This is a genomic window from Streptomyces sp. NPDC101234 (assembly GCF_044767525.1).
In the GTDB taxonomy this organism is placed as follows: domain Bacteria; phylum Actinomycetota; class Actinomycetes; order Streptomycetales; family Streptomycetaceae; genus Streptomyces; species Streptomyces sasae.
This window is the reverse complement of sequence record NZ_JBIWOA010000006.1, coordinates 340221-363467: the sequence shown is the minus strand read 5'-3', so window position 1 is coordinate 363467 and position 23247 is coordinate 340221. Positions and strand designations below refer to the sequence as shown.

The 23247-nt window shown below is 72.0% G+C and carries 20 protein-coding genes; 7 read left to right on the top strand and 13 right to left on the bottom strand.

Going from position 1 to position 23247, the window contains the following annotated elements; all coding sequences use genetic code 11:
• Positions 1-148: 148 nt before the first annotated feature.
• Positions 149-2815 carry a D-alanyl-D-alanine carboxypeptidase gene (locus ACIRR9_RS14360; RefSeq protein WP_403751047.1) on the bottom strand — a complete coding sequence of 889 codons (2667 nt, stop codon included), beginning with the start codon at positions 2813-2815 and terminating at the stop codon, positions 149-151.
• A 144-nt stretch (positions 2816-2959) separates the two neighbouring features.
• On the opposite strand from ACIRR9_RS14360, the gene ACIRR9_RS14355 reads away from it, so the two are divergent.
• From ACIRR9_RS14355 to ACIRR9_RS14345, 3 genes are all read left to right on the top strand, one after another.
• Positions 2960-3721 (top strand): GPP34 family phosphoprotein, encoded by a 762-nt coding sequence (locus ACIRR9_RS14355; protein ID WP_365336171.1) that lies wholly within the window; start codon positions 2960-2962, stop codon positions 3719-3721.
• A gap of 288 nt (positions 3722-4009) precedes the next feature.
• Positions 4010-4867, top strand: coding sequence for a helix-turn-helix transcriptional regulator (locus ACIRR9_RS14350; protein WP_089102094.1), 858 nt, complete (start codon positions 4010-4012; stop codon positions 4865-4867).
• Between the two features lie 225 nt (positions 4868-5092).
• Complete coding sequence (locus tag ACIRR9_RS14345) at positions 5093-5284, top strand: DUF397 domain-containing protein (protein ID WP_293995171.1); 192 nt, start codon at positions 5093-5095, stop codon at positions 5282-5284.
• A 123-nt stretch (positions 5285-5407) separates the two neighbouring features.
• On the opposite strand, the gene ACIRR9_RS14340 is transcribed toward ACIRR9_RS14345, so the two are convergent.
• The 5 genes from ACIRR9_RS14340 to ACIRR9_RS14320 form a co-directional block, all read right to left on the bottom strand.
• Entirely contained in the window at positions 5408-6301 is an 894-nt protein-coding gene (locus ACIRR9_RS14340) for a MerR family transcriptional regulator (RefSeq protein WP_403751044.1), read from the bottom strand.
• 77 nt (positions 6302-6378) lie between these two features.
• Positions 6379-6885: a glutathione peroxidase gene (locus ACIRR9_RS14335; protein ID WP_403751042.1), complete on the bottom strand. Its 507-nt coding sequence runs from the start codon at positions 6883-6885 to the stop codon at positions 6379-6381.
• 165 nt (positions 6886-7050) lie between these two features.
• Positions 7051-7980 carry an SPFH domain-containing protein gene (locus ACIRR9_RS14330; RefSeq protein WP_403751040.1) on the bottom strand — a complete coding sequence of 310 codons (930 nt, stop codon included), beginning with the start codon at positions 7978-7980 and terminating at the stop codon, positions 7051-7053.
• Positions 7981-8097: 117 nt separating this feature from the next.
• A complete protein-coding gene (locus ACIRR9_RS14325; protein ID WP_403751038.1) occupies positions 8098-9438 on the bottom strand; it encodes a twin-arginine translocation signal domain-containing protein in 1341 nt (446 codons plus the stop codon).
• A 103-nt stretch (positions 9439-9541) separates the two neighbouring features.
• Entirely contained in the window at positions 9542-9949 is a 408-nt protein-coding gene (locus tag ACIRR9_RS14320) for a tautomerase family protein (RefSeq protein WP_365336176.1), read from the bottom strand.
• A 144-nt stretch (positions 9950-10093) separates the two neighbouring features.
• Between ACIRR9_RS14320 and ACIRR9_RS14315 the strand changes: the two genes are divergently transcribed.
• Complete coding sequence (locus tag ACIRR9_RS14315) at positions 10094-10981, top strand: LysR family transcriptional regulator (RefSeq protein ID WP_403751036.1); 888 nt, start codon at positions 10094-10096, stop codon at positions 10979-10981.
• A 215-nt stretch (positions 10982-11196) separates the two neighbouring features.
• Here ACIRR9_RS14315 and ACIRR9_RS14310 read toward each other — a convergent pair whose 3' ends face one another.
• Complete coding sequence (locus tag ACIRR9_RS14310; protein WP_403751034.1) at positions 11197-13581, bottom strand: FtsX-like permease family protein; 2385 nt, start codon at positions 13579-13581, stop codon at positions 11197-11199.
• Entirely contained in the window at positions 13578-14318 is a 741-nt protein-coding gene (locus tag ACIRR9_RS14305) for an ABC transporter ATP-binding protein (protein ID WP_403751032.1), read from the bottom strand. Before ACIRR9_RS14305 ends, ACIRR9_RS14310 begins: the two co-directional genes overlap by 4 nt.
• A gap of 288 nt (positions 14319-14606) precedes the next feature.
• Between ACIRR9_RS14305 and ACIRR9_RS14300 the strand changes: the two genes are divergently transcribed.
• Both ACIRR9_RS14300 and ACIRR9_RS14295 read left to right on the top strand, forming a co-directional pair.
• The gene (locus ACIRR9_RS14300; RefSeq protein ID WP_403751030.1) at positions 14607-16130 is read left to right on the top strand and encodes a sensor histidine kinase; all 1524 of its coding nucleotides are present in this window, start codon (positions 14607-14609) and stop codon (positions 16128-16130) included.
• A complete protein-coding gene (locus tag ACIRR9_RS14295; protein WP_403751028.1) occupies positions 16127-16810 on the top strand; it encodes a response regulator in 684 nt (227 codons plus the stop codon). The genes ACIRR9_RS14300 and ACIRR9_RS14295 overlap by 4 nt, the downstream gene beginning before the upstream one ends.
• 22 nt (positions 16811-16832) lie before the next feature.
• Here ACIRR9_RS14295 and ACIRR9_RS14290 read toward each other — a convergent pair whose 3' ends face one another.
• The 5 genes from ACIRR9_RS14290 to ACIRR9_RS14270 all read right to left on the bottom strand — a co-directional run bounded on the left by ACIRR9_RS14290 (position 16833) and on the right by ACIRR9_RS14270 (position 22263).
• A complete protein-coding gene (locus ACIRR9_RS14290; RefSeq protein ID WP_403751026.1) occupies positions 16833-18023 on the bottom strand; it encodes a flotillin family protein in 1191 nt (396 codons plus the stop codon).
• Positions 18024-18035: 12 nt separating this feature from the next.
• Positions 18036-18287, bottom strand: a complete 252-nt coding sequence (locus ACIRR9_RS14285) for a hypothetical protein (protein WP_123976237.1) — start codon at positions 18285-18287, stop codon at positions 18036-18038.
• Positions 18288-18428: 141 nt separating this feature from the next.
• Positions 18429-18644, bottom strand: a complete 216-nt coding sequence (locus ACIRR9_RS14280; protein ID WP_365336183.1) for a hypothetical protein — start codon at positions 18642-18644, stop codon at positions 18429-18431.
• Positions 18645-18742: 98 nt separating this feature from the next.
• Positions 18743-20338, bottom strand: coding sequence for an FG-GAP repeat domain-containing protein (locus ACIRR9_RS14275; RefSeq protein ID WP_403751023.1), 1596 nt, complete (start codon positions 20336-20338; stop codon positions 18743-18745).
• A gap of 74 nt (positions 20339-20412) precedes the next feature.
• Positions 20413-22263 carry an alkaline phosphatase D family protein gene (locus ACIRR9_RS14270; protein WP_403751021.1) on the bottom strand — a complete coding sequence of 617 codons (1851 nt, stop codon included), beginning with the start codon at positions 22261-22263 and terminating at the stop codon, positions 20413-20415.
• Positions 22264-22415: 152 nt separating this feature from the next.
• Here ACIRR9_RS14270 and ACIRR9_RS14265 point away from each other — a divergent pair, with 152 nt between their 5' ends.
• On the top strand, positions 22416-23078 hold the full coding sequence (locus tag ACIRR9_RS14265) for a DUF4232 domain-containing protein (RefSeq protein ID WP_403751019.1): 663 nt from the start codon (positions 22416-22418) through the stop codon (positions 23076-23078).
• The last annotated feature ends 169 nt before the right edge of the window (positions 23079-23247 follow it).

Sequence of the window (23247 nt, the reverse complement as noted above, 5' to 3'; positions counted from 1 at the left end):
GTGTTGGCGGCCGCTTCCCGTCCAGTTCGCGGCCGTGTCCCGACGACCGGCGACCTGCCCCGATTCGTGACGCTAGCACGCACCCCGCCGCGGGGCCCTGGGGTGGGCCGCCATCGGCGGGGTGCGGAGACGGAATGTGCGTTATGGGTCAGCCGAGGCGGGTCAGCTTGCTCGTGAACCCGGGCTCGGCGAGGTCCTTCTGCAGGGCGACCGGAACCTGGACGGCGGAGCCGGAGCCGTCACCCACGGTGAGGGTGCCGACCTTGGTGCCCGCCTTCGCGGTGTGCGGCACCTTGTCGGCGGCGAAGGACAGCTTCACCTTCAGCCCCGACCAGCCGATGGCCGTGACGTCCTGCGTGGCCACGACCGGGGTACGACCGCCGAGACCGTCGTCCACGTAGCCGACGACGTCGCCCTTCTTGTAGATGGTCGCCGACTTCAGTGCCCCCTGCGCCGCCTGGATGAGCTGGTCGCCGGCGTTGAGGGCGGCCTTGAGGATGCTGTTGCCGTTGCTGGCGTTGGCCGGCTGCCGGATCACCGCGCCGATGACCGTGCGGGTCTCGCCGTTCACGTCCTTCTTCGCGGCGAAGACCAGGTTGCCGAGGGCGGAGGTGGTGGTGCCGGTCTTGATGCCGACCACGTTGTTGTGGCCGACGAGCTGGTTCCAGTTGGGGTGGTTGACACCCTTGTAGTCGTCGTACGACATCATCGCCGCGACCTCGCGGAACGCGGGCTCGCTCGCCATCGCCGCCTTCGCCAGCTTCACCTGGTCCACGGCGGTGGACACGGTGGAGTTCGTGAGGCCCGACGGGTCGGTGTACGTCGTGTTCGTCATGCCCAGCTTCTTCGCCGTGGCGTTCATCTTCACCACGAACGACTTCTCACTGCCCGCGTCCCAGCGGGCCAGCAGGCGGGCGATGTTGTTGGCCGAGGCGATGAGGATGCTCTCCAGGGCCTCGCGCTGGGTGACCGAGTCGCCGGCCGTCACGTCGACGGTGGACTCCTGGCCGGCGTTCGCCTGGTCCTGGGCGGCCTGGTCGATCTTGATCTTCGGGCCGGCGGCGCCGCTCTTCAGGGGGTGGTCGCGCAGGATGATGTACGCGGTCATCACCTTGGCGACGCTGGCGATCGGGACCGGCTTCTGGTCGCCGGAGGAGCCGAACGTGCCGATGCCCTGGACGTCGAGGGCGGCCTGTCCGTCGGCCGGCCAGGGGATGTCGGTCTTGCTGCCGTCGAAGGTGTACGTGTCCTTCGCGGTGAGGTCGAGGGTGGGCTGGGGGAGCGGACGAAGAGTCTGTACGACCGCAAAGACGATCAGCAGGACGATGACCAGGGGCGTCCAGATCTTGACCCGGCGGATGGCGGTCCTGACCGAGGTCTCCGGCGGTGGAGGCGTGTTGGTCAGCTCGGCGAGCAGGTCCAGCGGGGGCTTCGGGGGGAGCGGCTGCTGAGTGGTGCGCTCGGGACCGACCTGGGGGATGACCGTGGTGCGGGTGGTGGAGGCGGTCTCGGGCTTGGCCGCCGGCTTCGCGTCCGGCTTCGCGTCCGGCTTCGCCTCCGACTGTATGTCCGACTTGAGCGCGACGAACTTGCTGGTGCGCTCGGGGGACTTGGGATCGGGCTTGGGCTTCCCGCCCAGCTTGAGCGTGGTGGTGGGCTGGTCGACCTGCGGCGGGCGGGGGGCCTTGAGCATGGTGGTCGGCTGATCGACGGCGGACCCCTGCGGGTCGTCCTCGCCGCCGGTTGCGGTTCCGGTGTCCCCACCCGCACCAACCGTGCGGCCATCGTTGTCAGGCGCGGGTGACCCCTGCGACGTGTCCTCACCGTCGGCGTCCGCGGCTTCGTCGTCGGCCTTCGCCTTGTCGGCGGGCTTGGCGTCCTCGGGCTCCGCGTCGGCCTTCGCCTCGTCCGCGGGCTTGGTGTCCTCGGGTTCGTCGTCGGTTGCGGTCTTGGTGTTCCCACCCGCACCACCCGTGCGGCCATCGTTGTCAGGTGCGGGTGGCCCCTGCGGGTCGTCCTCGCCGTCGGCGTCCGCGGGTTCGTCCCCGGGGACGGCATCCCGAACATCACCCTTCGGCTCGTCCGTGGGTGTCGCGTCCTCGGGCTCGGCGTCGGCCTTCAACTCGTCCGCAGGCTTCGCGTCTTCAGGCTCTGCGTCGGCCTTCGCCTTGTCGGCGGGCTTCGCGTCCTCGGGCTCTGCGTCGGCCTTCGCCTTGTCGGCGGGCTTCGCGTCCTCGGGCTCTGCGTCGGCCTTCGGCTCGTCCGCGGGCTTGGCGTCCTCGGGCTCTGCGTCGGCCTTCGGCTCGTCCGCGGGCTTGGCGTCCTCGGGCTCCGCGTCGGGCTCAGTGGGCGGCTCTGGTGTTGTGTTGGGCTTCTGGGCGTTCTTCGGCGGCTGTGGGGGCTCCTGGCCCTCCGTGTCGTCCTCGGGGCGCTCAGCGCGCTCCTCGGGCTTCTCGGGCGCGTCGGCGGGGTGTTCGGAGGGCGTCTCGGTGTCCTCGGAGGTCTCCGTGTCCTCCGTCGGGTTGCCCGTTCGTACCCATGCCGCCACCGCCTCGCGGAGCTTCGTGTCGTTCTCCTCGGCCGGGTTCGGCTTCAGGTCACGTACCGAGAAGACCCGGGTCGCGGTGTCCACGCCCCCGGTCGTCTCCTTCTCGGCGGCCACCGCCAGCCGCGGGTCGCGTGCTTCGGGAACCGAACCCGCGCTCCCCGACGTCGGTTCTGCCGACGACTCGCGCTGCTTCGACCTGTCGGGGGACTCGCCCGCCACCGATGCCTCCTCCACGCTCCGCACGTTTCCGTGCGCTGTCCGAACCATGTACCAGTGTCCTGTGTGCGGGCTTAGCCCCTGCGGTAGACGAGAACGACATACCTTCCGGTTCCCTTACAAACCGGTCACGCACCCTCGACAGACCAATGTGAGAGGGGTCACCCTGTCATTCATCCACGCGGGGAGGCATGGATGGGCAGGAGCCGCAGAACACTTCCGGAGGAGCTTCTGCTGCTGGCACTGGACCCGGCCACGGGTACCACTGCACAGCCGCAGTCGCTCGACCTCGGTCTGGCCGGAGCACAGCTAGTGGAGCTGGCGCTGGCCGGACGGATAGCCCCAGACGGGGATCGTATCGCCGTGGTGCAGCCACGGCCGACTGGAGATCCGACTTTGGACTGCGCGTTGGAGTTGCTGCGAAGGCGTGGCGCTCCCGTGCGGGCTGTTCACTGGATCGGCGGGCCCCGGCTGGGGCTGCGTCAGATCTATCTCGCGCATCTCGAACGGTGCGGCATGGTCGCCGCCGTAGCGGGGCAGATGTGCGGGGTGCTGCCGACCACTCGGTACCAGGCGACGGACAACGCCGTCACCCGGGAGATCCGTGGCCGGCTGGATTCGGCGATCCGCACCGGCGTACCGCCGGACCCGCGGACCGCCGCGCTCGCCGCCCTGGCCCACGCGGTCGGTCTCGGCAAGCACCTGTATCCGGGCAACGAGGGACGCTCCTCTCGTTCCAGGCTGCGGGACTTGATCCGGCACGACCCGATGGGCGGGCTCGTCGCCCACGCCGTCATGGACGTGCAGAACGGCGCGGCCGCGCAGCCACGCCGTAACCCGGCGGCCCCGGCAGGCCGTCAGGCAGGACCAGGCGCCAGGCCCGGTGCGCCGGAACCCGCCCGTGGAGTTCCGATGCAGCCGCGCCGAGGTGCGATGGCCCGCGCCGTGGTGCACTGAGCCGCAGTGCCACGGCGGCAACGGGCGGCAACACAGCACCCCTGAGACCCGGTTCGGGAGCCGCTGGTCCGAGCGGGGCGGTGAGGCGTACACAGCAGTACGCGCCTCGCCGTCCCGCTCGGCCGTGTCCGCCCCCGGAGTCCGGAGAATCCGGAACGCGCCCGAGCTGACGCGTACGCGCCGCATATCCGCCGTTTCCCAGCGGTAGAAAGCACCTTGGTGGCAGTCTGCTCAACAGCAGATACGCAAAGTGGTAGTTACAGGCAGGCAGCCGGAGGTGCACGTCCCGTGGCGTCCAATGTCAATCCCACCGTCAGGCGGCGCCGACTGGGCCAGGAGCTGCGCAGGCTCCGCGAGCTCAAGGGCATGACGGCGGAGGAGGTCGCGGAGCGGTTGCTCGTTTCGCAGTCGAAGATCAGCCGGCTGGAGAACGGGCGCCGGAGCATCAGCCAGCGCGACGTCCGCGACCTGTGCGGGGTGTACGAGGTCGAGGACCAGCGGGTCGTCGAGTCCCTGATGGAGATGGCCAGGGATTCACGGCAGCAGGGGTGGTGGCATGCGTTCGGGGACATTCCGTACAGCGTCTACATCGGCCTGGAGACCGACGCGGAGTCGCTGAGGGTGTACGAACCCCAGCTGGTCACCGGGCTGTTGCAGACCCGTGCCTATGCCGAGGCCCTGGTGCAGGGCGCGTTGCCGGAGACCTCCGCCGCCGACATCGAGAAGCGCGTCCAGGTGCGGATGCGCCGACAGGAACGTATCACCGCAGAACACAACCCCCTTCGCCTCTGGGTGGTGCTCGACGAGGCCGCGCTGCGCCGGCTCGTCGGCAACAGGCTCGTGATGCGCGAGCAGTTGGAGTACCTCCTGGAGATGTCCCAGCAGCCGCACATCACCGTCCAGGTGCTGCCCTTCGAGTGCGGCGCCCATCCCGGCCTCAACGGCCAGTACGCGATCCTGGAGTTCGCCGACGCGGCCGACTCCAGCGTCGTCTACCTGGAGGGCGTCACCAGCGACCTGTACCTGGAGAAGGCCCACGACGTGCAGAAGTACGCCGTGATGTACGAGCACCTGCGGGCCCAGTCGCTGAACGTCGAGCAGTCCCGTCAGTTCATCGCCGACGCGGCCAAGGAATACGCCCGCTGAGCTCTCCCGGACGCCTCCCGGACGCCCTTCCGGACGGAGGGCGCCGGATCGTACACCGGCGCCACGCTCCAGCGGAAGTCTCCTCTGGAATATGCCATCCGGTCGAGTGAACGAGTGCTCCAGGCGGGGGAGTTGGCTAGTAGCGTCGATCACGCCAACCGGTCAGAAAGGTTGGCGTGATTCGCACTACAGCAAGCACCACAGCAACTCGCTACAGGAGTGGACATGGCACTGCTTCAGGGCGCCACGGAGACGTGGACGAAGTCCTCCTATTCCGCAGGGAACGGGGCGTGCGTCGAGGTCAAGTCGCCGACGACCGCTGGACTCGCCGTACGCGACTCCAAGGTCGAGGAAGGCCCCGTCCTCGCGTTCCCGGCCGGCGCGTGGAACACCTTCGTGGCCTCGGTCAAGGCGTAGGGGGCACTCGCTGACCCACCGCCCGCTCTTCCGACTACGACAACTGCACAAGCGTCACCAACAGAGCCCTCTCGACTGGCCCGCCGTCCTTGCCGAGGGGGCTCGGCTTGTGCCCTGACCGTCCTACCGGCCCGACCGCCTGACCGGGAAGGCGACATCGCACACCGGGTCCTGGGGCCCGGCCGCGTCCCAGTCCGCGAAGTAGACCTCCCGGCACGGGCCGTCGTACTCCAGGCCCTGCTGCCCGGCGATCCAGTGCTCCACCGCCTCGAAGGCCGCGAGGATCTGCGGATGCGCCACCTGCGCCTTGCGGATCCGGGTGTACGCCAGCGTGCACGCCGGCTCGATCCGTACCTTCGTCTCCCAGGCCCGCCCGTGCCGCTCCGCCCACGCCCGGGCCGCCGCCTCGTCCGCCACCGGCACACAGGCCTCGGCGGGGCCGTCGCTCTCCATGGACACCTCCGCGTGGTACACGACGAACGGCGCCCCGGTCACACCCCCGCACTCCAGGGCCGCCGCCTCCAGCCGGCCCAGCGAGGCGCCGATCCAGGCGGGCAGCTCGCCCGCCAGCGTGTGCCGCGTCTCGGTGATCACCACCTGCGCGGGCACCTCCACCGTCTCCACCGCGAACGTCTCGTACATCTCCGAACTCCTCCCGGACAGCCGTCCACGGAGATATGCGGCGAGCGTCCGCTGCCCGGCGACCCGCGCCTCGACGTCCGCCCAGAAGCCGGCCAGCAGGGCGGCGGCCCGGTCACCGTCCGTCGCCTCCTCCGCCTCCACCACCTCGGCGATCCGCGCGAGCGGCATGTCCAGCTGGCGCAACAGCGCCACCAGCCGGGCGCGCTCCGCCTGGCCGGCGCGGTAGTAGCGGTAGCCGGTGGCCTCGTCGACGTGTGCCGGGGCCAGCAGCCCGAGGCGGTCGTACAGGCGCAGTGCCTTCGCCGAGAGCCTGGACCGGGCGGCGAACGCGCCGATCGTGAGCAGTTCCTCGTCCACGGCCACATCCTCCGTCACCGGGCGGATCCTTTCCGCCCGGTGACCCGGAGGCTGGTCCCTGCCCCAGGGACAAGGTCAACCCGGACTACCCGGACTCAGACGAGGGCGGCCTCCACCGCCGCCACGACCTCCGCCGACTCGGGCTCGGCCTGCGGCGAGAACCGGGCGGCGACCTGCCCGTCCCGGCCGATCAGGAACTTCTCGAAGTTCCAGCGGATGTCGCCGCTGTGCCCCTCGCCGTCGGCGAACCCGACCAGACGGTCGTACAGCGGGTGCCGGCCCTCGCCGTTCACCTCGACCTTCTCGGTCATCGGGAAGGTCACGCCGTAGGTCGCCGAGCAGAACTCGGCGATCTCCTCGGCGCTGCCGGGCTCCTGGCCCATGAACTGGTTGCAGGGCACCCCAAGCACGGTGAAGCCCTGCGCCGCGTACCGCTCCTGGAGCTTCTCCAGGCCGTTGTACTGCGGGGTCAGACCGCACTTGGAGGCCACGTTGACAATGAGCACGGCCTTGCCGGCATAGCTGCCCAGGTCGGCGGAGCCGCCCCGCAGCGCACCGATCTCGATGTCGAGCACGGACCCGTTGTTCTCGGTAGTCGTCATAAACGGATGCTAACTCCGTTAAGTGGCGGACCGGCTCCCGGCCTCGACCAGCGCCCCGAGCCCGGCCGGGACGGGCCGCCGGCCGTGCTGACCGTCGGCCGTCTCGTACCGCCCGTGCGATGACGCTCATGGCGTGCGCGTCGCTCGCGGTGACGCCGGCCCTCGCTACGGCTGCTCGACGGGAGCGGACGGCTCCGGTGCCGGTTCCCGCGGAGCGGTGAGTTCCGCGGCGGGCCCGAACTTGTCGGCGACGGCGGCGATCTGCTCGATCCCGGCCTTGAGCCCCTCGTTGAGGACCTCCGCCTCCCGCTCGTTCTTCTCGACCTCCTGGTCGAGCCGCTTGGTCGCCCGCTCGAAGTAGCGCAGCAGCTCGACCGGGAACGGCATGACGAGCGTGGAGTTCTTCTCGGCGGCCACCTCGACGACGGTCTGGAGCAGCCGCAGCTGCATCGCCTCGGGGGAGTCGGACATGATCCGGGAGGCGTTGGCGAGCTGCTGCGCGGCCTGGAACTCACCGTCCGCGGTGATGACCCGGGCCCGCCGCTCCCGCTCGGCCTCCGCCTGCCGGGACATGGACCGCTTCAGCGACTCCGGGAGCTGTACGTCCTTGATCTCGACGCGGTCGATGTGGATGCCCCACTCGGTGGCCGGGCTGTCGATCATCAGCGCGAGCCCCTCGTGCAGCCGCTCGCGGTCGGTGAGCAGGTCGTCGAGGTCGCTCTTGCCGATGATGGACCGCAGGGAGGACTGGGCGACCTGCCCGACGGCGAACATGTAGTCCTGCACCTCGATGGCCGCCCGCACCGGGTCGGTCACCCGGAAGTAGACGACGGCGTCGACCTTCACCGACACGTTGTCCTTGGTGATGCCCTCCTGGGTGGGGACGGGCATGGTGACCACCTGCACGTTCACCTTGCGCATCCGGTCGGCGAAGGGGATGAGGAAGGTGATCCCCGGGTGCCGGTACGACGGCAGTGCCTTGCCCAAACGGAAGACGACCCCGCGCTCCACCTGGTTGACCACGCGCATCCCGCTGCGCAGCACGAGCAGGGCCAGCGCGACGACCAGTACGACCCCTACAACGGCGCCGTCCATCGGCACTCACTCCATTCTCCGACGAGATCCGGACAACGCCCGGACAGGAATGAGGACACCGGCCGGGCTCCCGGAGATGCGGTCGCCAGTGTCAGGAGTGCGTAAAGAACGGCGGAATCACCGGGGAGTCGGCGTGGCGGAAGGGCGGGCGGTGCTTCCGCCGGTCCTGGGCGGTGCGCCGGTCAGCCCGAACTGGGCGGCTTCGAGGGCGCCCGCCCCGGTCCCGGTGGCGCGGGTGCCCGCGAGGTCGAGGTCCAGGTCGTTCGTCGTGGCGTACCGGGTGTACCAGATCTCGTCGATGCCGAGCCTGTCCAGAGCCGACCGCTGTGCCGGGGTCGGGTCGGAGAGGTAGTGGCGGGAGACGATCCGTTGGCCGGTGTCGGTGAAGGTGAAGTCGGCCTTGCCGGCGCCGTCGCGGTAGGCCCAGTGCACCTTGCTGCAGTAGTCCCGGGGATAGGCCGGGTCGTCGTAGGGCACCGGCGCGGACTCCGTGGCGGTCACCGTCCGGGTGTCGTACGCGCCGGCCAGCCGCTTGCCCGTCTGCGTGTCGTCGACGAGGAAGACGGGGACGACCGCGGAACCGTACTCCCGGCGCAGGTGCAGATCGGCGCCGATCACCGAGTACGCGCCGACGCTGCCGCGGCCCCAGCGCCAGTGCTCGACGGAGTACGGGAAGGGCCGGTTGCCCCAGTTGCGGTCGTGGTAGCCGTGGCCGGTGAAGGCGCGCTGCTTGCCGTTCACGGTGACCGTGCCGGTGGCCGTTCCGTACGGCACCACGCACAGCCAGCCGAAGTGGTGGTCCGTGTCGCCGAAGTAGATGATGCCGGTGCCCGGCCGGAACGGCTGGACCAGGCTGGTCAGCGTGAGGTCGACGCCGACGTCGCCCGACCGCCCCTTCATCCGGTACGTCTTCAGGTCGCCGGTGAAGGTGTAGGGCCCCAGCCGTACGTCACAGCGGTCCGTGGAGCTGCTGAACTCCGCCCAGTCGTACGACTGCACACCGCCGTGGCCGGTGCCGTCCGGGTCGGTGACGATGACGGCCGACTTGGGTCTGCGGCCCGCCTCGCCCGGCTCGGGGACGAAGCCGTCGTCGAGCCGGGTGCTCAGGGTGAAGGAGACCACCGTGCCGTCGGCCCCGGTGAAGTCCGAGTACCACCACTCGAAGACGTTCGGCTCGTCGTTGTCGGCCGCGGTACGGAAGCCGTCCTCCCACTGCTGGACGGTGCCGGGGGTGAGGCCGGCGTGGGCGTAGTCGGCGGCGGTGCGGCCGTAGCCGTTGGACGTACGGCCGCCGGTCGGGGCGCCGACGGTCGGCGCGACCGCGCCGGGACTGGCCGCCGCGGCCACCGTCCGCTCCGGTCCGGCGCAGGCCGACAGCGTGAGGCCCGGTACGGCTCCGGCCAGCCCGGCCGCGGCGGAGCCGCGCAGGAACGCGCGGCGGGAGGGGGCTTCGGGCATCGGGGGAGCCTTCCGTTCGTCGCGGCCCTCCCAGTGGACGCCGGGCGCTGCGGCCGGGCATCCGCAGGGGACCGGACGGGGGAAGGGGGCGGCCCGGTGCCGGTCAGGCCGCGCCGGGGATGCCCAGATCGCCTTCGACGTACTGGGCGCGGCCGAAACCGAAGGACCAGTCGGCGGCGGTGTTCTCGACGTAGCCGATGAACACGTCCTCCCCGGCGACGCCCACCGCCTGCAGGGACGCGGCGATCGCGGCGTACAGCTTCTGCTTCACCTCGGTCGGGCGTCCGGCCTGCGTGAAGATCTGGATCATGACGACGCCGTCACCACGGTCGAAGCCCAGCCCGGCGTCGAGCGCGAGGACCCGCCCGGCCTCGTGCTCGGTGACGATCTGGAAGCGGTCCCGCCCGGGGATGCCGAGCACATCGACGACGGCGGTGTGAACGGCGTCGGCGACGGCCCGGACCTGGGCGTCGTCGCGGCCCTTGATCAGGTCGATACGGACCAGAGGCATGGGAACCCACTCCTTGGGTGTCGCGTGTGGCTGTGTCTCCAGCGTGGGCGGGAGTGGTCGATAGGTCAAAGACCTGGGTCTTCCACCACCGATAAGAATCAGGAATAGAGGGAGGTCGTAGGGGTGTGGCCCTAGGGTGAGGGCATGGAGGTCCGCACCCTGCAGTACTTCCTCGCGGTGGCCGAGGAGAAGTCGTTCACCCGGGCCGCGGCCCGCTGCCATGTCGCCCAGCCGGCGATCAGCCAGCAGATCCGCGCACTGGAGCGGGAGCTGGGCGAGGCGCTGTTCGAACGGGACTCCCGTTCGGTCCGGCTCTCCGCGGCCGGCGAGGCCCTGATGCCGCACGCCCGCGCGGTCACGGCCTCGGTCGCCGCCGCCAAGGCCGAGTTCGCGGCCCGCTCCGGGCTGCTCACCGGAAACCTCTCGCTGGGGGCCGCCGACGGGGTGGAGCACAGCGGCCTGCCGGGCCGGCTCGGCGCGTTCCACCGGCAGTACCCGGGAGTGAACGTCCACCTCGTCGACGGCACCAGCGCCAGCCTGGTCCCCCAGGTGCGGCAGGGCTCCCTGGACGCGGCGTTCGTCGCCGTACCGCCCGACGGCCTCGACACGGGCTTCCGCCACCGGGTCCTGATCCGGGACGAGATCGTCGCGGTCGTGGCGGCCGGCCGCCCGCAGGCCGGGCGGTCCGAGCTGAGCCTGGCCGAGCTCGCCGGCCTCCCCCTGATCACCTACGGGCCCGACAGCGGCCTGCGTCCCCATCTGCGCGCCGCGTTCGACACGGCGGGCGTGCCCTTCCAGCCGGCCTACGCCACCAACCACGTGGCCCTGCAGATCGAACTGGTCGCGGCGGGCGTGGGCATCGCCCTCGCGGGAGCCGCGGCCCACCGCGTCACCGGAGACCCCCGGGTCAGGGCGGTCCCCCTCACCCCCCGCATCCCCTACGCCAAAGCCCTCATCTGGCGCGCGGGCCCGCACACCTCGGCGCCCCTGAAGGCGCTGTTGGCACTGCCTTCGGCGGAGGCCGACGGCTGATCCCCGGCCGGCGGCCGCCGAGCGCACCCCCGGCCGTATGGGCTATGATCAACTCAGAGCTGGCCGGCCCGACTCGGGTCGCCCGGTACTGCGTTGGTGGTCCAAGGAAAGACGCCCCGCTTCCTGCGGGGAAATGCAGGTGCAAGGCCTGCCCGGCGCTCCACGAAGAGGCCCGTCCACGTCGGACGGGCCTCTCGCGTTTCTCCCAGTGCGGCTCACTCGCTGCGCAGTGCCGTCGCCGTGTCGCTTCGCGCCGCCCAGCCCGCCGGGAGGAACGCGCCCGTCGCCGCGATGAGCAGGCCGCCGAGGGCGAGCAGGGCCAGCTGGGGGGCGTGGTAGACGGCGATGTCCGCGGTGGGCAGGGTCATGCCCACCGCGTCGCCCATGAGCGGTGTGACCAACCGGTGCAGGGCGACCCCGGCCGGGACCGCCGCCACGCCGGCGAGCAGACCGATTCCGGCGACCGAGGTGAGGACCATGGTCACGGTCTGGCGCGGGGCCATGCCCAGGGCCTTGAGGACGCCCAGGTCGTGGACGCGGTCGCGGGTGTCGAGGACGACCGTGTTGAGCACGCCCAGGCCCGCGACCACGACGAGCATCAGGGTGAGCGTCCCGACCAGCGCGTCCATGGTCGCGATCACCTCGGACGTGTTGGCGGTGTTGGCCCGGGCGACGGCGCCGACCGGGTCCAGGGCGGTGTTGAGCGAGGTCAGGTAGGACGCCAGGGCCGTGCCCGGTTTCGTCTGCACGTGGTACTCGCCCGGTTTCGCGTCGAGTCCCAGTGCCGTGAGGGTCGAGGTCGGGGTGAGGAGCGCCATGCCCTCGCCCTCGGTGAAGAACGCCTCGCCGACGATCCGCACCGAGGTCCGCCGTCCCCGCTCCGTCAGCGTCACCGTGTCCCCGACCCGGAGTCCGGCCGCCTTCAGGAACCGGGTGGTGACCACCGCCTGCCCCGGCCCGTGCAGCCAGCGGCCCGAGACCAGTTGCGGCGCGCCCCACGCCGAGTCGCCCTGGTACGCCACCACGGTGGTGGTGCCGGTGATCCCGGACGCGACGGCCTCCGCCTGGGCCGTGCCGTAGAAACGGCCGGTCCCGCCCTGCGCCCGCAGTGCGGCTGCCGCCTTCGCCGGATCGGCCTTCGGCAGGTCGGATTCGCCGCCCGCGTGGACGACTTGGGCGCCCGCCGGCCCCTGCCCGCCGCCGGCCTCCACCACGACCTGGCCCGCCGAGTTCAGCATCCGGCCCGACTGCACGGCCCCCAGCGTCAGCGCGAGCCCGACCCCGAAGGTGACGGCGGCGGCCCCGAAGGCGACCGCGGCGGCCGTGGTGGCCGAACGCGCCGGGCGGGCGAAGGGGTTCGCCAGGCCGAGGCTCACCGCGCGCGGCACCGGCAGCCGCCCCGTCAGCCGGCGGACGAGCCGTCCCCGGCCGGCAACGGGCGTACGCCCCACGGTGAGCGCCGCCACGGTGCGCAGCCGGCCCGCGCGCAGCGCCGGCACCAGCGCGGCGGCGGCGACCAGGACGAGGGCCGCGCCGGGCACGACGGCGTCGACCCACAGGGGAATCGGCGCCCCCGGGCCGCCGAAGGCCGTACCGACCTCGCCGAGCACCGGAACGGCCAGCAGATTGCCCAGCCCCAGCCCCAGAACGCAGCCGGCCCCCGCCGGGATCAGCGCCTGCCCGACGTAGGCCCGTACGACCTGCGCCGGGGTGAAGCCGAGCGACTTGAGGATGCCGATGCGCCGGGTCGCGGCGCCGACCGCACCGCTGACCACGATCCCGATCACCAGCACCGACAGCAGCAGCCCGAGGACCCCGAAAGCGGCCAGGAAGGGCACGAACGCCATCGCGTTGGCGGTCTCCTGCCGCTTGACGGCCAGATAGGAGTACGACCCGGTCAGCGCGCCCTTCGGCACCGTCGCGCGGATCGCGGCCCGGTCGGCGGCCAGTTGGGCGTCCGTGCCCGCGTGGCGGAAGCGGTAGAGCATCTCGTACGTGGACGGGCTGCCCGGCGCGGTCAGCGCCCCGGCCTGTGCGGGGGTCACCCAGGCGTCCGCGGTGCCGGTCACCGACCGGGCGACGCCGACCACGGTCAGCGTGGGGCTGCCCGGCGCGTCGGGGAACGTCAGCCGGGTGCCCGGCCGCGCGGGCACCTTGTCGTAGGCCACCACGATCTGACCGGGGCGGGCGGCCCAGGTGCCGGAGACGAGGCTGAGCCCGTCGACACGGCCCGCCGCGTCCCCGCGGCCGGCGACGGTCATCGGCGGCAGATCGACGCCGGCCGGAAGCAGGTCCGAGTCGGATGCCGTGCGCGGCCGTACCGAAAGCGTCCGGAAGGGACCCGCCGTCGCCGTCACCCCGGAGGCGCGGGCGGTCGCCGTGAGCTGTGCGGCGGTCACCCTCGTCGCGTCGAACTGCGCGGTCAGATGGGCGCCGTGCTGCCGGGCGAAGGCGTGGTCGAAGGGGGCGCGGGCCGCGACGAGCAGTCCGGCGGCCAGCACCGACGCGGTGACCGACATCAGCGTGGTCAGGACCAGCACCGCGGTCTGGACGCGCCGCCGGCCGACCCCGGCACGCACCACCCGGCCGAGGGCGCTCACGAGGACACCGCCGCGGTGTCCGTCGTGTCCGTCGTGTCCGCGGTGTCCGCGGTGTCCGCGGTGTCCCGTACGATCCGGCCGTCGACCAGCTCGACGGTGCGGGTCGCGCAGGACTCCGCGAGGCCGAGGTCGTGGGTGACCAGGATGATCGTCTGGCCCCGCGCGTTGAGTTCGGCCAGCAGCTCCCGGACGTCGTCGCCCGAGGCGGTGTCCAGCGCGCCCGTGGGCTCGTCGGCCAGCAGCAGGGCCGGACGGTTCATCAGGGCGCGGGCGACCGCGACCCGTTGCCGCTCCCCGCCGGACAGCCTGCCGGGGTAGGCGTCGGCGTGCCGGTCGATACGGAGGTACTCCAGCAGACGGGCCGCCCGCTCGCGGGCCTCGGCCCGGGGCAGGCCCGCCAGCTGCGCGGGCAGCAGCACGTTGTCGGCGACCGTCAGGTCGTCCAGGAGGTTGAAGAACTGGAAGACCATGCCGACCTTCGCCCGCCGGTACTCCGCCGACCTCGCCTCGCTCAGCCCGTCCACCCGCAGCCCGTCCACCGTGACGCTGCCCGCGCTCGGCCGGTCGAGCCCCGCGACCAGGTTCAGCAGCGTCGACTTGCCGCTGCCGGACGGCCCCAGGACGGCGACCGCCTCCCCGGCGCGCACGCTCAGCGTCACACCCGCGAGCGCCGGCGGGCCCTCTCCGTACGTCCTGGTCACCTCACGGATGTCGATGACGGGCGCGGTCGCTGTCACGGTGCCTCCACGGGCCGGTGGTTGACGGTTCGGCCCGAAACTAGGGGCCGGGCCGCAGGCGGGGCGTCCGCTGTGAAGGCGAGACGGTCTGCCGTAGCCGGATGACCGGCCGGCCGTGTCATCCCTGCGATGTACGCGGGAGATGTAGCGGCCGTCGGCGGCGGGAGGGATGTGGCGGGCGGAGGGGGTTGCCACACTGGGCGCTCGGGCGGGGGCGTGGAGCGTGGCGGCCGGGGACCGCGGCACGGTGGCGGAGAGGCACGGGGTGACGGCGGAGGGGGGTACGGCATGACGGGGGAGGAGGGCCGTGGAGTGGCGGCCGACGGTGCGCCCGGCGCGGGGGCGGAGGCGGGCGCTGAGCGGTGGCGCACGGGGACCGCGGCGCGGTGGCGGACAGGGACCGTGGCACGGTGGCGGTCCGGTGCCGCCGAACGGTGGCGGACGGGTGCCGTGGGGCGTTGGCGGTCCGGTGCCGTGGAGCGTTGGCGCGCCGGTGTGGAGGCGCTGCGACGCTGGAGTCCGTTGCCGCGGCCGTCCCGGTGGATGTGGGCCGCCGACGCGATCCTCGCCTTCGTCCTCGCCGCCTGCACGGTGGGTACGGTCCTCAGGCAGGGCGGCGGTGACGTACCGGTGCCGTCGATCCTGGTGCCGTCAGGCCTCGTGCCGCCGGCGCCGGATGCCGTGCCGGCCCATCCGCTCCCGCCGGTTGGTGTGGCGGGGCACCTCGACGCCGTCCAGCCCTGGCAGTTGGTGCTCGCGGCGCTGACCGCGCTGCCCCTGGTGGTGCGCCGGCGGTATCCGCTGGCCGCGTTCTGGGCCGTGACCGGCGCGAGCCTGCTGTTCAACCAGCGCCAGGGCGGCGGCGATCCGACCGTGTACACCTTCCTGTCCTGTGTGGTCGCCGCCTACAGCGCCGCCGTGTACAGCCCCTACCGGGTGCGCGCGATCGCCGGCCTGGTGGCCGGCGCCGGCCTGCTCGCCTGGTTCCACGAGGAGGACTTCCCGTCCTTCACCCCGAGTCTGGCGCCGTTCCTCGTGCTGCTCGGGGTGGGGCTCGCGGCCAACGCGGTCCACACCTGGAAGCAGCGCCTGCGCGTTCTCCAGGAGGAGCACGAGGCCGCCACCCGGCTTGCGGTCGACCGCGAACGCTCCCGGATCGCGCGTGAACTGCACGACGTCGTCACGCACAATGTGAGCGTGATGGTGATCCAGGCGGGTGCGGCCCGCAAGGTGATGGACACCGCGCCCGACCGGGCCCGCGAGGCGCTGCTGGCCGTGGAGGCGGGCGGGCGCACCGCGATGGCCGAACTGCGCCATGTCATGGGCCTGTTGACCATGGCCGGTGACCTGCCGGACGCGGGCGGCGAGGCCGACCTGGCGCCGCAGCCGGGCCTCGGCCAGGTGCCGGCCCTCGCCGACCGGGTCCGCGGGACCGGCGTCCCCGTCGAACTCACCGTCACCGGTGCCCCGGTGACCCTGCCGGCCGGGGCCGACCTGGCCGCGTACCGCGTGGTGCAGGAGGCGCTGACCAACACCGTCAAGCACGCCGTCGGCGCCCGGGTGCGGATCACCGTCGAGCACGTCCCAGGCGCCGTGCACATCGACGTGTCCGACACCGGCGGCACCGGCGCGGCACCGGCCGGACCCGGCGGCGGCCGCGGACTGATCGGCCTGCGGGAACGCCTCGCCGTCTACGGCGGCACCCTCCGGGCGGGCGGTCACCCCGCCGGCGGCTTCCAGGTACGGGCCGTCATACCGATCCCGGCGCAGATCCCCGCGCAGATCCCCGCGCCGGTCGAGGAGTCCGCGTGAGCGAACCGCCCCGCGTGGTCATCGCCGACGACCAGGCGCTGGTCCGCACCGGCTTCGGCCTGATCCTGGCGGCGGACGGAATCGACGTCGTCGCCGAGGCATCCGACGGCGACGAGGCGGTCGAGGCGGTCCGGCGCACCCGCCCCGACCTGGTGCTGATGGACATCAGGATGCCCGGGACCGACGGCCTGGAGGCCACCCGCCGCATCCTCTCCGACCTGTATCCCGCCCCCGATCCGCCGCGGGTCCTCATCCTGACCACCTTCGACCTGGACCGTTACGTCTATGCGGCACTCACCGCGGGGGCGAGCGGCTTCCTCCTCAAGGACGTCACCCCGGAGCAACTGGTCGCCGCCGTCCGCCTCGTCCGCAGCGGCGACGCGCTGCTCGCCCCGGCCATCACCCGACGCCTCGTGGAGCGCTTCGTGGCCGGCGACGGACAGTCCGCCGCCCTGCACCGGGACCTGACGGTGCTCACCCCTCGCGAACTGGAGGTCCTCCGCGCGCTGGGCAGCGGCCTGAGCAACGCCGAACTCGCCGCGCGCTTCCGCCTGAGCGAGGCCACCGTGAAGACCCACGTGGCCCGGATCCTGGCCAAGCTCCGCCTGCGCGACCGCGCCCAGGCCGTCGTCGTCGCGTACGAGACGGGACTGATCACACCTGGGGCGGGCGCGCCGTAGCCGGAGCCCGGGGAAAAGGCTTCTAGTCGACGTCCACCGGACCGTCGTCCGACTTCCGGGCCTTGCCGGTGGGCAGCTGGAGCAGGCCTTCGACCGCGCTCTTCCCGGAGCGCTCGCCGTCGGAGGCCTGGTCGTTGCCGTTCAGGTTCTGCCGGACCGAGTCGAGGATCGTCAGGCCCTGGGACACCAGGCCGGCGGCGAGCTCGCCGAGGCCGTCCGCGCCGTTGAGGACGTTGACGTTGGCACCGGCCAGACCGCCGGCGGCCTCCTTGACGATCTGCGGGAGCTGGTCGATCAGCATCCGGTCGAGCGCGACCCGGTCGTACGAGGCGGCCGCCTCCGCCTGGATCTTCATCCGCTGCGCCTCGGCGGCCGCGAGGATCCTGACCCGCTCGGCCTCGGCCTCGGCGGGCCGTACGACCTCCGCGACCAGCTGCTCCTGGCGCAGCCTGGCCTGGCGCTGGGCCAGCTCCGTCTGGGCGGCCAGCACCTCCTGCTGGGCGTGCGCCTGCGCCAGCGGACCGGCCTGCCCGGCCTGCGCCTGGGCGCGGTCCACCTCGGCCGAGTACTCCGCCTTGACGATGGCGGTCTGCCGGGCGTACTCGGCCTGCTTGCGGGCCGCCGCCTGCTCCGCCTCGACCGAGGCCTGGGTGGCCTGCGCCTGGGCGATCTGCGCCTGGCGCTGGATGGCCGCCTTGTGCGGGGCGGACATCGCGTCGATGTAGCCGGTGTCGCCGTCGTCGATCGACTGGATCTGCAGCGAGTCGACGATCAGGCCGATCTTCGCCATCTCCGTCTTCGACGTGTCCAGCACCTCCGCGGCGAGCTTCTGCCGCTCGGTGACGATCTCCTCGACGGTCATCGAGCCGATGATGGCCCGCAGGTGCCCGGCGAAGATCCGGCCGGTGAGCACCGACATCTGCTCCTGGTCGGAGAGGAAGCGCTGGCCCGCGTTGATGATGCTCTCGTGGTCGTTGCCGACCTTGAAGGCGATGACCGCGCGGACGTGCAACGCGATGCCCTGCCGGGTCACACAGGTCTCGGTGACCTCGGACTCGCACATGGACAGAGTGAGGAACCGGACCTTCCGGAAGACCGGCAGCACGAACTTCCCGTGCCCCGTGACCACTCGGAACGGCGCGCCCCCCAGTCCCCGCCTGCCCCCCGAGATCAGCATCGCCTCGTCGGGAGCGGGTACGCGGTATCCGAACATTCCTGTAACTCCTCAGCCGGCGTCGGCGGCATCTCCGCCGAGCGCGTCCAATGGATCCACCCACTCGATGACGCCGACCTCGCGGCATCCCCGCGATTCGATCACGAGCACCGTCGCGCCCTCGGGCAGGGGCTCCTCCGACCAGGCGAGGAACGTCTCGGAACCGCCTCTGACCCGCACCAGGACCTCGCCCGGGCCGGTCGAACCGCGCGTTCCGATGAGCACCTTCCCCATGCAGCCGATCACGGCCTCGTCCTGCGGCATCACCGGCCGTCCTCCTCGTCCTGGCCCCATGATTCCGACGATAGACCCAGTCCGGCCAGGACCCAACGGGCGGGACGCCCGCCGTTGCCCACGGCCGTTCCGGCCGGGGTGAGGAGGAGTCGGCGTGACAGCGACAGGCGGCTAGTCCGTTTCCCTGTTCAGGACCCGGCGGGCCGCCTCGGCCTCGGCCGCGGGCGGCGACAGCTCGTCGAGGGTGTCGAGCTCGTCGTCCGCTGCCAGCTCCCGTTCCCAGGCCGCCGCGAGGCGCTCCTGCTCCTGGCGCGGCCTGGCGCCGATGGCCTCCCTGTGCTCCGGGTCCAGGGCTGCAAGGAATCGTCCGACCGGGTCCGTCGACATGCGGTTCTCCTCGTCGTGGGAAGGCGCTGCCTCTCAGCCCAGCATGACCGAACACCCCGGCATCGGCCGCCCGGTGCCGCCGGGGCACAGGGCTCGCGTCACAGCAGGTCCGACCAGCTGCTCCAGCCGCTCGTCGCCTTCGACACCCGGGACTTGAACGTGCCGGTGCCGGTGCCGGCGTAGAAGTACAGGGCGCCGGAGGAGTTGGTGGTCATGAGGTCGGCCTTGCCGTCGCCGTCGGCGTCGCCCGGGGAGAAGAGCTTCTTGTACTGCTGCCAGCCGGTGCCGATCTTCACACGGGCCGAGAAGGGGGCCGAGGCGCTGCCCGTGCCCGCGTAGCGCCACAGGGCGCCCGAGGTGTCGCGGGCCAGCAGGTCGGGGCGGCCGTCGCCGGTGAAGTCGCCGCCGCCGACCAGGGCGTTGTACTGCTGCCAGCCGGAGCTGATCTGCACCCGGCCGGCGAGGTTCGTGCCGGTGCCGTCGCCCGCGTAGAGGTAGAGCGTGCCGCTGCTGGTCATGGCCAGGATGTCGCCCTTGCCGTCGCCGGTCAGGTCGCCGGGACCGACGATCCGGCTGTAGGAGGTGGAACCCGTGGCGAGCTTGGGATCCGAGAGGGCGTAGAACGCCGGGTTGGTGAGCTGGCCGCCGGAGACGGAGTGCACCACCAGGTCGGCCAGGCCGCCGTCCCGGAGGGAGGACGCGTAGGCGAGGCGGGTGGTGGAGGCCGGCCAGGACGAACCGACCAGGAGCTTGTTCGTCAGCGTGCCGGTGCCGGTGACCTGGTAGCTGTAGACGGACCCCGCCGACGTACGGGCCATGATCCCGTACTTGCCGAAGTGCGGGTTGTTGCCCGCGCCCGCGAACTGGGTGGCCTTGCCCCAGCCCTTGCTGCGGGCGGCCCGGGCGGCGAAGGTGCCGTTGCCGTTGCCGGCGTAGAACCACAGGTTGCCGGAGAAGTCCCGGGCCAGCAGGTCGGTCCTGCCGTTGCCGTCCCAGTCGCCGCCGCCGATGATCTGGTTGTACGACGCCCACTCGGTCCTGGAGTCCTTGACCTTGGCGTTGAAGGTGCCGCCCTTCCTGCCCTGGTAGCGGTACAGGACGCCGGCCGGGGTGCGGGCCAGCAGGTCGCCGACGCCGTCGCCGTTCAGATCGCCGGCGCCGACCAGCTCGTCGTACTGCTGCCAGCCGGTGCCGATCTTCACGCGGCTGCCGAAGGCGCCGGTGCCCAGGCCCGGGTAGTAGTAGAGCGTTCCGGAGAACGTCCGGGCGAGCAGGTCGGCCTTGCCGTCGCCGTTCATGTCCCCCGGTGCGGCGACCTTGTTGTAGATATGCCAGCCGGTCGCGACCGTGCGGCGTGAGCCCAGGCCGCCGGGGACACGGGCGTAGATGCCGGGGTGGAAGGACAGGACGCCGCTGGAGCTGAGGGTCAGGATGTCCTGGACGCCGTCCCCGTCGAGGTCGCCGGGGGTCAGGACGTCCTTCACCTTGGACACGTCCGCTTCCAGCGCCATGGTCTCGGCGGAGCCCGTGTTGACGTACAGCTGGCCCGCCACGTTGCGGTAGACGAGGTCGGAGGTGCCGTCCCCGTCGAAGTCGGCGCGCGCCGGGGAGGTCGCGTCCGCGTCGCCGGGCAGCAGGGTGAGGGCGCCCGCCACCAGCACCGCCGCCGTGCCGGCCAGCAGGGACGCCTTCATGACGAGAGGGCGCCGGTGTCTGTGGTTCCCGTCGGCGCGCCGGGATCGGGTGGTGAACACGTTCTCTCCCGGGGTCAGAGGGTGCTGGTGGCGTCGTCGGTCGTGGCGGAGACCGGCACGTCCGTCGACGCGTCGGCCGGTACGCCGGTGGAGGCGTCGGCCGCCGGCTCGGTGGCGGAGGACGAGGCCGACTCCGGGTCCGTCGGCGTGGCCGAGTCCGTGGAATCCGTTGAGCTCGTCGAGTCGGTCGGGTTCGTCGCATCCGTCGGGCTCGCCGAGTCGTCCGTGCTCGCGCTCTGCGAGGAACCCGTCTGCGCACCGACCATGGACACGCCCGGCACCCCGTCCGCCACCCGGAAGGTCGCCGCCGTACTGGTCGTGCCGTCCCTGGTCACGACCGTCGAGATGGTCCGCAGCCGGGCCTCGATACCGTCCGCCGAGATGTCGAGGAGCAGATAGCCGCGCCGGGCGTCGATCATCTTCCAGTGCGGGTTGTCCGCCAGCAGGGGCGCCCACTCGGCGGCGAAGGCCTCCAGATCCTCGTCGCCGTTGCTGGAGATGGAGGTCCCGACGAACTCCGCGCCGACGACCGTCGAGTCCGGGTCGGAGTAGTCCAGCTTGAGGTCGCTGACGATGGTGCGGTGCCGGTCGCCGGAGAGCACCACGGGGTTGCGGAGGTCCTTGAAGTCGGCGAGCAGGGCGTTGCGTTCCACCTGGTAGCCGTCCCAGGCGTCGTAGAACCACTCCTTGCCCACACCGGCCAGGAGGTCGGTCTCGGCCATCATCACCTGGGAGGCGACCAGGTTCCACTGCCTGCCGGAGGTGCGCATGCTGTCGACGAGCCAGTCGCGCTGGGTGTCGCCCATGATGACCCGGCCGGCCTTCATGGCGCCCTCCTGCGTGGTCGCCTGGTCGTCGCGGTACTGCCGGGTGTCCAGCACGTGCAGCCGGGCCAGGGTGCCGAAGTCGAGCCTGCGGTACATCTGGACGTCCGGGCCGCTGGGCTTCTGCGCGAGGCGGATCGGCATGTGCTCGTAGTACGCCTGGAAGGCGGCCGCCCGGCGGGCCAGGAACTTGGCGGTGGGCTCGGCCACCGGGTCGTCGGCGACATCGCCGGCCCAGTCCTGCTCCACCTCGTGGTCGTCGAACACGACCACGAAGGGGGCGGCGGCGCGCATCGCCTGCAGGTCCGGGTCGGTGTTGTACTGCTCGTGGCGGGCCCGGTACTGGGCGAGCGTCACGGGCGAGCCGGGGCCCTCGTGGCGGCGTACCCGGTTCGAGTACGCGGGGCTCTCGTAGATGTAGTCGCCGACGAACAGCACGAGGTCCGGCTGCTGCGCGCGCATGTCCTGGTAGACGGTGAAGTAGCCGTGCGCCCAGTTCTGGCAGGAGGCCAGCGCGATGCGCAGCTTCTCGGGACTGCTCCCGGCAGCGGGGGCGGTGCGGGTCCGGCCGGTGCGGGAGGTGCGGTCCAGCGCCTTGAACCGGTACCAGTAGTCGGTGGCCGGGGACAGGCCCGTGACGTCGACATGGACGCTGTAGCCGAGGCTGCTGGTCGCGTTCACCGTCCCGGACTTGAGGATCTTGGTGAAGCCGCTGTCCGAGGCGAGTTCCCAGGTCACCGCGACGGACGGGGGGAGGATGCCGGAGCTGCCCGGATTCGCGGGCACCACCCGGGTCCACAGCACGATCGCGTTCGGCAGCGGGTCGCCGGAGGCGACGCCCAGCTTGAAGACCGAGCCGCTCACCGATGTACCGGCACCGGCCGTGGCGGTCGACCCGCCGACGGAGGCCGAGGCGTTCCCGGTCAGCAGCTGACCGGTGGCCACCGCGCCGGCGGCGCCCAGCGTGGCGGCTCCCGCGCCGAGGAAGCGCCGTCTGCGTATCCCGCCGGTGCCCTGGTCGTCGCTGCTGCTCGGTTGCACGTGTGTGCCTCTCCCCCGAAGGCGGTGCGCGCTCCGCAGCACCGGTGAACGTGAACGGCGAGGATTCTATGCAATACGCTCACGTGTACGACACGGAGATCGTCGACGCGTTGGCAGCATCCGTGAATCCGTTCGAAGGGCAGGCAGGAGTCATGCGCCGACCACCGATCGCAGTCATGGTCCTGTTCCTCGTCGGCGCGGCCGGGTGCTCGTCGTCCGCGTCCTCCTCGTCGTCCGACGCCGGGGACCGTCCCGGAAACGGTTCCGCTTCCAGCTCGTTGAGTACGGCGGCCGGGGGCCGCTCGCAGACCGGCGGCGCCTCGTCCTCGTCGTCATCCTCGTCGTCATCCTCGTCGTCCTCCTCGTCCTCGTCGGCCGGGGTGCTCTACGGAGCGGACTCCCTGCCGAGCCCCGCTGCTGATCACTGCCGTACGAAGGACCTGAAAGCCACGGCCGTCAGTACAGGTCAGGGCCGGGCCTCGGTGGTGATCACCAACAAGGGGGACGGCTCCTGCACGGTGCGCGGCTTCCCGTCCCTCCGGTTCGCCGGTACGGCCGGCCGGACGGAACTGCCCGTCGACTGGGCCGGGGCGACCGCCGACGCGGTGAAGGTCGAGCTCGCTCCGGGGGATTCCGCTTCCGCCGCGCTCACCTTCACGGCCCTCGACGACTGCGATGTCGTCACCGGCGTCGACGTCGTCCCGCCGGGTGAGTCCCGGCCGCTGCGCCCCGCGTTCACCACGAGCGGCGGCGAGAAGGCGACCGTGCGCATCTGTGACAGCGGTGTGCGCGTGAAGGCGTTCTCGGCGTCCTGACTCAGGGGCATGCCCCAGCCCCGGAGCGAAGCCGCGCGCACGCAGGAAGAACCGGGCCTCCGGCACCGCCGCCGTACCCCGTGAGGGCCGGTACGCGGCGCCCGAAGCTTGCGATCCCCTGGTCCCAGGAGCACTGTGGATACTGCCTGCGACAAGAGATCAGAGACCA